This is a genomic window from Pseudoalteromonas sp. SG43-7, assembly GCF_014164295.1.
GTDB classification, from domain to species: Bacteria; Pseudomonadota; Gammaproteobacteria; order Enterobacterales; family Alteromonadaceae; genus Pseudoalteromonas; species Pseudoalteromonas rhizosphaerae.
On the sequence record NZ_JACJEY010000054.1, the window covers coordinates 22,552 to 31,792 of the forward strand.

At 41.8% G+C, this 9,241-nt stretch carries 8 protein-coding genes; 5 read left to right on the plus strand and 3 right to left on the minus strand.

All coding sequences use genetic code 11. The features are described 5' to 3' along the window. Window positions 1-50: 50 nt before the first annotated feature. The 3 genes from H5200_RS18925 to rsmD form a co-directional block, all read right to left on the minus strand. A complete protein-coding gene (locus H5200_RS18925) occupies window positions 51-497 on the minus strand; it encodes a GatB/YqeY domain-containing protein (RefSeq protein ID WP_145234803.1) in 447 nt (148 codons plus the stop codon). 20 nt (window positions 498-517) lie between these two features. Next, window positions 518-733 carry a 30S ribosomal protein S21 gene (gene rpsU, locus H5200_RS18930; protein ID WP_002957797.1) on the minus strand — a complete coding sequence of 72 codons (216 nt, stop codon included), beginning with the start codon at window positions 731-733 and terminating at the stop codon, window positions 518-520. Window positions 734-896: 163 nt separating this feature from the next. Beyond that, window positions 897-1,496 (minus strand): 16S rRNA (guanine(966)-N(2))-methyltransferase RsmD, encoded by a 600-nt coding sequence (gene rsmD / locus H5200_RS18935; RefSeq protein WP_182762206.1) that lies wholly within the window; start codon window positions 1,494-1,496, stop codon window positions 897-899. 213 nt (window positions 1,497-1,709) lie between these two features. On the opposite strand from rsmD, the gene ftsY reads away from it, so the two are divergent. From ftsY to H5200_RS18960, 5 genes are all read left to right on the plus strand, one after another. Beyond that, entirely contained in the window at window positions 1,710-3,785 is a 2,076-nt protein-coding gene (gene ftsY, locus H5200_RS18940) for a signal recognition particle-docking protein FtsY (protein WP_182762207.1), read from the plus strand. A 52-nt stretch (window positions 3,786-3,837) separates the two neighbouring features. After that, a complete protein-coding gene (gene ftsE / locus H5200_RS18945; RefSeq protein WP_182717204.1) occupies window positions 3,838-4,515 on the plus strand; it encodes a cell division ATP-binding protein FtsE in 678 nt (225 codons plus the stop codon). Further along, window positions 4,512-5,498, plus strand: coding sequence for a permease-like cell division protein FtsX (gene ftsX / locus H5200_RS18950; protein ID WP_182717203.1), 987 nt, complete (start codon window positions 4,512-4,514; stop codon window positions 5,496-5,498). The genes ftsE and ftsX overlap by 4 nt, the downstream gene beginning before the upstream one ends. Before the next feature lie 223 nt (window positions 5,499-5,721). Next, on the plus strand, window positions 5,722-6,585 hold the full coding sequence (gene rpoH / locus H5200_RS18955; RefSeq protein WP_145234811.1) for an RNA polymerase sigma factor RpoH: 864 nt from the start codon (window positions 5,722-5,724) through the stop codon (window positions 6,583-6,585). 720 nt (window positions 6,586-7,305) lie between these two features. Then, window positions 7,306-9,177, plus strand: coding sequence for a methyl-accepting chemotaxis protein (locus H5200_RS18960; RefSeq protein WP_182762209.1), 1,872 nt, complete (start codon window positions 7,306-7,308; stop codon window positions 9,175-9,177). Window positions 9,178-9,241: the final 64 nt, after the last annotated feature.

Below are 9,241 nucleotides of genomic sequence, written 5' to 3' on the forward strand. Positions count from 1 at the left end.
CCGAGCACATGGCTCGGTTTGCTTAAATCATACATCTGTATGTGGGAGTATTAGGCAGTTAATCGTTGCTTAATTAAACCAGAGATCTTACCTAAATCGGCGCGACCTTCAGCTTTGCTTTTGATTATACCCATTACTTTACCCATATCTTGCATACCTGCTGCGTTAGTATCAGCAATAGCCGCATCAATAAGAGCTATGATTTCTTCTTCACTCAATTGTTGAGGTAAGAATTCTTCAAGAGCTGTAATCTCATTGGCTTCAATTTCGGCTAAATCTTCACGGCCAGCATCAGTATACTGAGTGTAAGAATCACGGCGTTGTTTAACAAGCTTCACTAATACTGCGGTAATACCGTCATCATCAAGTGTTATTTGCTCGTCAATTTCACGCTGCTTGATTGCAGCAAGCACCATACGAATTGGGTTAAGACGAGATTTGTCTTTCGCTCGCATCGCATCTTTTTGCGCATCTTTTAGCTTTATTAAAAGGCTCATTTATACAAGACCAATACTGATCAATATAATTTAACGCGACGTGCGTTATCGCGAGAAAGCTTCTTCATGTGACGCTTAACCGCTGCAGCTTTTTTACGCTTACGCTCAGCTGTTGGCTTTTCATAGTGCTCGCGACGACGAACTTCTGAAAGGATACCTGCTTTTTCACATGAACGCTTGAAGCGACGAAGTGCTACGTCAAACGGTTCGTTCTCTCTTACTTTAATTACTGGCATTAAAAATTCACCTACCTAAATAATGAGCGTTGCTCAAGTTGATCAAACAATGATCAAGTGGTTCAAAAATGGTGCAGTATTGTAATCCGAAGCCGCACCACATGTAAAGGATAAATATTGTCTGCTCCAAGTGGAAACAAAAAATATTTCTATGTTACTAATTTTACTGTAGTTCATAGAGGCAGCAAAATACTTGTCCCGCCGCTTTTTCTTTTAATAACAGCCAATTGCTAGGTGTTTGCAATGCACTCATCTCACTTTCTACTTCAACATAAATGAGAGCATTTTTACTTAGCCAGTCATTTTCAGTGAGTAAATCACAGCATTTTTGGGCTAAACCTTGGCGAAAAGGTGGATCAATAAACACTAAGTTAAACTGTTGTTGCTGAGTATTGTTACTTAAATAAAGCAAACTGTCGGTGCAAATTACTTCAGCGTTAGTGAGCTTTAACGTGTCAATATTAGTTTGTAATTGGTTGGCGGCTAGTTTATCCATCTCTAAAAAGCGTGCACTGAGAGCAAAACGAGAGAGTGCTTCAAAACCTAATCCACCGGAACCTGCAAAACAATCGAGTACTTTAGTATCGCGAGTATCTTGCATTAACCAGTTAAATACCGTTTCTTTGATACGATCTGTGGTTGGACGAAGACCTTGCACATCTTTTACTGGTAATTTACGGCCACGAAATTGCCCGCTGATGATCCTAATAACGCCATCGCTGGCTTTATTACTCACTTGTTTTTGTGGTGATTTATTTCTCATTTAGCTCACTAAAAAATGGTATCTAGAATCCAGCTCAGATAATATTGCAATCATATAGTAGCGTGTCATTTTTCAACTGCGCTAAAAGTGTTACTATGAGCATCTTAGACAATATGTTGTGGTTATTAGCGGCTGTGCTTTTAAAGCAATGCAGCGAATACACAAAGTATTACCGTTAGTTTATCAGATTTTTATAAGTGGTTATTAGCAAGTATGGCAAAAAAAAATAAATTCCTGTCTTGGTTTGGTTTTGGTAAGTCAGATAAAAACCAACAAGTAGAGCAGACCGCCCAAGAGGCCGATAACCAACAAGCGGAAGTTGAGCGCTTAGAACAACAGCGTATTGCCGCAGAGCAAGCTGAAGCTGAGCGTTTAGAGCAACAACGAATTGCTGCAGAAGAGGCGGAAGCTGAGCGCGCAGAGCAACAGCGCATTGCTGCAGAGCAAGCGGAAGCTGAGCGCTTAGAACAACAGCGCATTGTTGCAGAGCAAGCTGAAGCAGAGCGCTTAGAACAACAGCGTATTGTTGCAGAGCAAGCGGAAGCTGAGCGCTTAGAACAACAGCGCATTGTTGCAGAGCAAGCTGAAGCAGAGCGCTTAGAACAACAGCGCATTGTTGCAGAGCAAGCTGAGGCAGAGCGCTTAGAACAACAGCGTATTGCTGTAGAGCAAGCTGAGGCACGTGATGCTGAACGCCAAGCCATCACAGATGCTGAATTAGCAGCAACAGAACAAGCAGAACAACAACGCCGCGATGAAGCCGCTCGTTTAGTGCAGCAAGAAGAAGCAATGCTTTTAGAGCAAGAACGTATCGCAGCAGAGCAAGCCGAAGCTGAGCGTTTAGAGCAAGAGCGTATTGTTACTGAGCAAGCGGAAGCTGAGCGTTTAGAGCAAGAGCGTATTGCCGCGGAGCAAGCCGAAGCTGAACGTGTAGAGCAAGAGCGTATTGCTGCCGAGCAAGCCGAAGCTGAGCGTTTAGAGCAAGAGCTTATTGCCGCAGAGCAAGCCGAAGTTGAACGTGTAGAGCAAGAGCGTATTGCTGCCGAGCAAGCTGAAGCTGAACGTGTAGAACAAGTGCGTATCGCAGCAGAGCAAGCCGAAGCTGAACGTGTAGAGCAAGAGCGTATCGCAGCAGAGCAAGCCGAAGCTGAGCGTGTAGAGCAACAACGTATTGCTGCCGAGCAGGCCGAAGCTGAACGTGTAGAGCAAGAGCGTATTGCTGCCGAGCAAGCTGAAGCTGAACGTGTAGAGCAACAACGTATTGCTGCCGAAGAGGCGGAAGCTGAGCGTTTAGAGCAAGAGCGATTAACAGCCGAGCTTGCCAGCGAGGAAGCAAAAACAGCTGAAAAACCTAAAAAAGAAGGGTTCTTTGCTCGTCTTAAAAAAGGCTTATTAAAAACCAAAGTAAACTTAGGTTCTGGCTTTGCATCGATTTTCACTGGTAAGAAAATTGATGATGAATTATTTGAAGATCTTGAAACTCAGCTATTAACAGCCGACTTAGGTGTTGATACCACCATGAAGCTGATCGATCGTTTGACTGATGCGGCTAACCGCAAACAGTTAAAGGATGGTGATGTATTATATGAGCTAATGAAGCAAGAAATGGCGGCGATGCTTAAAACGGCAGAACAGCCATTAGAAATTCCTGCTGATAAAAAACCATTTGTTATTTTAATGGTGGGTGTTAATGGAGTTGGTAAAACAACGACCATTGGTAAACTTGCTAAGCAATTTCAGGATCAAGGTAAATCAGTCATGTTAGCTGCAGGTGATACTTTCCGTGCAGCTGCGGTTGAGCAATTACAAGTATGGGGCGAGCGTAATAAAATCCCAGTAATCGCACAGCACACCGGTGCTGATAGTGCCTCAGTGATATTTGATGCATTTCAAGCTGCCAAAGCGCGTAACGTTGATGTGTTAATTGCAGATACAGCTGGTCGCTTGCAAAATAAAGACAACTTGATGCAAGAGCTTGAAAAAATAGCCCGGGTGATGAAGAAAATTGATCCCGATGCACCGCATGAAGTGATGCTAACCATCGATGCAGGCACAGGGCAAAATGCAATTAGCCAAGTGAACTTATTTAATCAGTGTGTTGGCCTTACCGGTATTACATTGTCTAAGTTAGATGGTACAGCCAAAGGTGGGGTTATTTTTGCCGTCGCCGATAAATTTAATATTCCGATCCGCTATATTGGTGTTGGTGAAGGCATTGATGATTTACGTGAATTTAATAGTAATGACTTCATTGATGCGCTATTTAGCCAAGATGAGGACGAAGTTTAAATTTCAAAGGGGAGCTTGCTCCCTTTTCAGCTGTGGATGATTGATAACTAAAATGATAAATTTTCAGCAAGTCAGCAAAACATATCCCGGTGGTCACCGAGCACTGGAAAAAGTTAATTTCCATGTTAAACCGGGTGAATTGGCTTTTTTAACAGGTCACAGTGGTGCCGGTAAAAGTACCTTACTTAAACTCATTAGTTTAATGGAACGCCCGTCGGCGGGTCATGTTTTTATTAATGGCGTTGATTTAAATGCAGTAAAATCGCGGCAAATTCCTTATGTCCGCCGTGATATTGGTATCATATTTCAAAACCACCGTTTATTAGAGCGCCACACTATTTTTGATAATGTTGCCTTGCCGCTAATTATCGAAGGTACGCATCATAAGCAAATTGAAAAGCGTGTGCATGGCGCACTTGATAAAGTTGGCTTGCTAGATAAAGTAAAATGCCACCCTTCAACACTCTCTGGTGGTGAACAACAGCGAGTTGGGATTGCCCGGGCAATTGTAAACTCTCCGCCATTATTACTTGCAGATGAACCAACCGGTAACCTAGATCCTGAGCTTTCCATGGATATCTTGCGTTTGTTTGAAGAATTTAATAATCATGGCACTACAGTCTTAATTGCCACTCATGATTTAGGGCTGATCTCGCGAATGAAATACCGTAGCTTAACCTTAAAAGATGGTCGCATGAGTGAAGATCCATTGGCAGAGGCAACACTATGAGTTTGTTATTCAAAGGCCGAAAAAGCCAAAATGAACGAGTAAAAAAATCAGTTTTTGCAGCCGGCTATTTTTTTGTGCTGAATATATTTCGCCAAGGTGTATATAGCCTAGGGGAAATGTGGCGCACACCGATGGCGTCAATGATGACCATTGCGGTGTTGGGTTTAAGTTTAACCTTACCAGCGACCTTGTATTTAGTGGTTAAAAATGTGCAGCAGGTCAGCAGTGGCTTTGAAGAAGCTGCAGAGATTTCATTATTTGTAAAAGAATCCATGAGTGAACAAGAAACAAAAACGCTTGTTAAACGCTTAGCACTCTACCCTGAAATTGATAATGTCACTTTTATTTCTAAACAAAATGCGCTCATTGAATTTAAAGAAGTATCAGGGTTTGGCCAAGCACTTGAATATTTAGATAGCAATCCTCTGCCAGATGTTGTTATCGTCACGCCGACTTCTCGCCATCGTCAACCAAACGCCGCGCAAGCATTATTAAAAAAGCTTGAAGCAGAGCGTGAAGTTGATTTTGGTAAATTAGATATTGCCTGGCTTGAGCGCTTAAATGCATTATTAAGCCTGTTAAAAGAAAGCGTGATCACCATCGCGTTGTTATTACTGACTTCGGTAACTTTGATCATAGGCAACACTATTCGCTTATCAATTATGGATAAGAAAGAAGAGATCCAAGTGATGAAGCTAGTCGGTGCAACCAATACCTTTATTCATGCGCCATTTTTATGGACCGGCATTTGGTATGGCATTGTTGGTGGTTTGTTTGCTTTTATATGTGTGGCCCTCATGATGTGGTGGCTTGGATCTGCAGTTACCCAAGTCGCTGGAGTGTATCAAACTAACTTTAATTTAATTGGCTTAAGTTTAGGCGAGTTTGGCGCGTTAGTGCTACTTGCAACCAGCTTAGGGTTTGTTGGCTCTTACTTATCTGTTAATCGATATATAAAAGAAATCGAACCCGATAAAGTGTAACAATTATTGTTTATAATCATTGATTAAGTTGGTTGTGGTGAATTGCTTTATCATAACCAACTGACCGCAAAGCTAGAATTCATCGCTTATTCAGGCGTTTAAAGTAGAATAAAAAACACTAAAAAACCACTTGCTTCAATCGAAAAAAAGTTTTACATTGAAGTTAGCACTCTAAGTGAAAGAGTGCTAAGATGGTTTCAAATGTTTATCACTGAGGTGAAAAATGAGTAAAGATTTATACGCAATGGCACTCACAGTTGGACAGCAAAGCGCAAGTATGGACGGTTACCTTCAAGCGGTAAGCACTATACCTATGCTAGGTGCTGAGCAAGAAAAAGAGTTAGCGACTCGCTTACAGGAAGATGGCGATCTTAACGCTGCAAAGCAACTCATCATGTCTCACCTTCGTTTTGTTGCACATATAGCTAAAGGTTATTCAGGTTACGGCCTACCGCAAGCTGATTTGATTCAAGAAGGCAATATCGGCCTGATGAAAGCAGTAAAACGTTTTGACCCATCAGTGGGCGTACGTTTGGTTTCATTTGCAGTGCATTGGATCAAGGCCGAAATACACGAGTTTGTACTTAAAAACTGGCGCATTGTTAAAGTTGCGACCACTAAAGCGCAACGCAAATTGTTTTTTAATCTTCGTAAAAACAAAAAACGTTTAGGTTGGTTTAACCAAGCTGAAGTTGCTACCGTAGCGAGTGAGCTAGGTGTGAGTGAAAAAGAAGTTCGTGAAATGGAATCGCGCATGAGCGGCCAAGACATGGGTTTTGATTTAACCGGTGACGACAGCGATGACGCACCAACTAGTACCTATTCGCCTGTGCAATACTTAACTGATGGCAGTAATGATTTAGCTGAAGAAGTTGAACAGCAACAATATCAAGAGCAATCTCATACACGTTTATTTAGTGCGTTAAAAACCCTAGATGAACGTTCACAAGACATTGTTAGTGCTCGTTGGTTATCAGACGATAAAGCAACACTGCAAGAACTGGCTGAAAAATACAGCGTATCTGCAGAGCGTGTTCGTCAACTTGAAAAAACAGCGATGAAAAAGTTACAAGCTGCAATGAGTTAATCACAGTTTTACAAAATTATTAAAAGCCCTGCATGAAAATGCGGGGCTTTTTGCGTTTAGGGAAGCTATAAGTTTTAAGCGATAAGTCATTAGTAGCAAAAATAATATGGATTTCATACAGGGCGACTGCTCCGTCGTCACGGCTATTACTTTTGCTTAATTTAATATAATGACTAGGGTCTGTTGATCTTTCAAGGTTGAATTTGCAGCAGTCTGTTTGGTATTTAGGCAAGGCAGAGTCTATGTGGTGTGGTTATTCCCCATAAATAGGCTATAACGCAGCATCAATGCCAAACAGGCGCTGCCCGAAGGGGTCTGCCTAGGGGCAATTAACTCTTTGTTACTCGATTTTTACTTAGCCCACTAGGTTACAAACCTCGCGCCGCGATTAAATTGCCCCTAGTTTGAACAAATATTAATCCGCAAAGGTCAACAGACCCTAGGCGTTACAATTATTTTAAATAAAAATATACGTGCAGTATTTATACCGTGCTATTTATTTACACTCGTTAGGTTATTAATTTAAGTTTTACATTGAATTAATAATGATTCTTTTTATATTCACTTAAATCACTGATTTTAATTTATTATTCAAATCTTGTATGCGAAAATAGAACAAGATTGAGAATTGTCTCTCAATTCATACTCTAAATTAAGCTAACCCCAAGCTGTATTTATATCCGTATTTCAATTTAATTAAAGTCAGTATTAGCACTCAATATGAATTCATATTCACTAAAGAAAAAAATATTATTATCGGTTGTTCTCGCCCTCGTAATTGTTGTTGTATTATTGTCATGGTATAGCTACTCCACGCAAAAAGCGTTGTTACTGCAAAACAGTGTTGATAGTGTGAGGCAAGCAGGTAAACAGCAAGCCGCGCGTATCGAAGCATGGTTAACCGATCGTCAGCGAGTGATCGCTTCTGTCGCCACTAAAGTTGAAGGTGATACGCTTAATGCATTGCAGCAAGCACAGGTATCTGGCGATTTTCAATTAACCTATTTTGGTAACCGCGACGGGCTGATGGTGGACTCTGATCCCAGCATTGACCGCTCAGGTTATGATCCTAGAACACGTCCTTGGTATCAGCAGTCACAGCAAGCTCGTAGCAGCATAATTACCAAGCCTTATTTGGATGTTGCCTTTAATCTATTGGTCGTTACCATAGCTCATCCAGCGCGTAATGGTGTGGTTGGCGGTGATGTGTCAATTGCGAGTATTGTCGATAGCGTTAGCAATATGTCTCTACCGGCAAACGGTTATGCCATCATGATGCATGAAGACGGTACTGTGATCGCCTATAAAGACTCAAGTAAATTGATGGGTAAAATCACCAATATTGAGACTAAATTAAGCAGCCGACTAATCGAATCAAGTAGCCAAACAGGCCAACTTACGCCTGTTTATTTTGAAACTGAAGCTCGGGATAAGCTAATTTGGAGTGAAAAAATCCCCAATACAGATTGGCAGCTAGTTTTTGTACTCGACAAACAAACGTTAGAGGCACCATTAGTTAGCTTGATGGTCACCCAGTTAGGACTGGCAACGTTAGCACTGATCATTAGTGTATTATCTATTTCTTGGTTGTTAAGTTTGTTACTAGGGCCACTAAGTCGCGTGTCGCAAGCGTTATCTCGTATTGCTGCAGGCAATGGTGATTTAACTCAGCGTATTACAGTCGACAGCCAAGACGAAGTCGGCATGTTAGCTGATAGCTTTAATAGTTTTGTAAGTAGTCAACATCAGCTGATCAGTCATATTCGTCAACTAGCGACTGATCTAGACTCAGATGCAGAGAAAAGTCTGTTAACCAATCAATCAAGCGTTAATGAACTACAGCGCCAACAGCAAGAAGTTACAATGGTTGCTACCGCAGTTACGGAGATGTCCAGTGCTACTCATGAAATTGCAGCTAACGCTGAAAATACGGCTGCCGCATCCCAGCAGTCGGCGCAAAGCAGTATTCAGGGGAAAAGCTTAGTTGATAAAACCAGAACCACGATTAACTCATTGGCATCAGAAATTGATGAAACCACAGTTGTGATCAGTGAGCTGAGCCTGCATGCACAAGCAATCTCAAGTATTTTAACGACGATTCAGGAGATTGCAGAGCAAACTAATTTACTAGCATTAAATGCTGCGATTGAAGCGGCGCGTGCCGGCGAGCAAGGCCGTGGTTTTGCTGTTGTCGCAGACGAAGTTCGCGTGTTATCACATCGTACTCAAAACTCTACCGCAGAGATTTATACCACGATTGAAACGTTGCAAAATACCACTAAAAAAGCGGTTAGCTTGATGGATAGCAGTAAAAGTTTAGCTAATAACAGTGTTCACGACGTCAACGCCGCAGCACAAGCTTTAGAAGAAATTACTCACGCAGTGAATGAGATTTCCGACATGGCAGGGCACATTGCAGTCGCAGCTGAGGAGCAAACTCAAGTAACAAATGAGATAACCCGAAATACGGTCGCAATTAAAGATGTCACTGATGAAATCACGGCATCAGCAACAACGCATTTAAGCCAAGCAAAGGTACTGAAAGACCGCGCCACTGACTTAAATGAAAAAGTCGCCACCTTTATCCTGTAGTTTGACGTTATAGCTAGTAGGGCAGATATAGCCCTGCTAGCTTCTTTTTAGTTTTTAGTTTTTA

What these genes read in the sequence shown, in the direction of transcription:
- H5200_RS18925 (WP_145234803.1), bottom strand. Translation starts at nt 497, where the DNA reads ATGAGCCTTTTAATAAAGCTAAAAGATGCGCAAAAAGATGCGATGCGA.
- H5200_RS18960 (WP_182762209.1), top strand. Translation starts at nt 7,306, where the DNA reads ATGAATTCATATTCACTAAAGAAAAAAATATTATTATCGGTTGTTCTC.
- ftsY (WP_182762207.1), top strand. Translation starts at nt 1,710, where the DNA reads ATGGCAAAAAAAAATAAATTCCTGTCTTGGTTTGGTTTTGGTAAGTCA.
- rsmD (WP_182762206.1), bottom strand. Translation starts at nt 1,496, where the DNA reads ATGAGAAATAAATCACCACAAAAACAAGTGAGTAATAAAGCCAGCGAT.
- ftsX (WP_182717203.1), top strand. Translation starts at nt 4,512, where the DNA reads ATGAGTTTGTTATTCAAAGGCCGAAAAAGCCAAAATGAACGAGTAAAA.
- ftsE (WP_182717204.1), top strand. Translation starts at nt 3,838, where the DNA reads ATGATAAATTTTCAGCAAGTCAGCAAAACATATCCCGGTGGTCACCGA.
- rpoH (WP_145234811.1), top strand. Translation starts at nt 5,722, where the DNA reads ATGAGTAAAGATTTATACGCAATGGCACTCACAGTTGGACAGCAAAGC.
- rpsU (WP_002957797.1), bottom strand. Translation starts at nt 733, where the DNA reads ATGCCAGTAATTAAAGTAAGAGAGAACGAACCGTTTGACGTAGCACTT.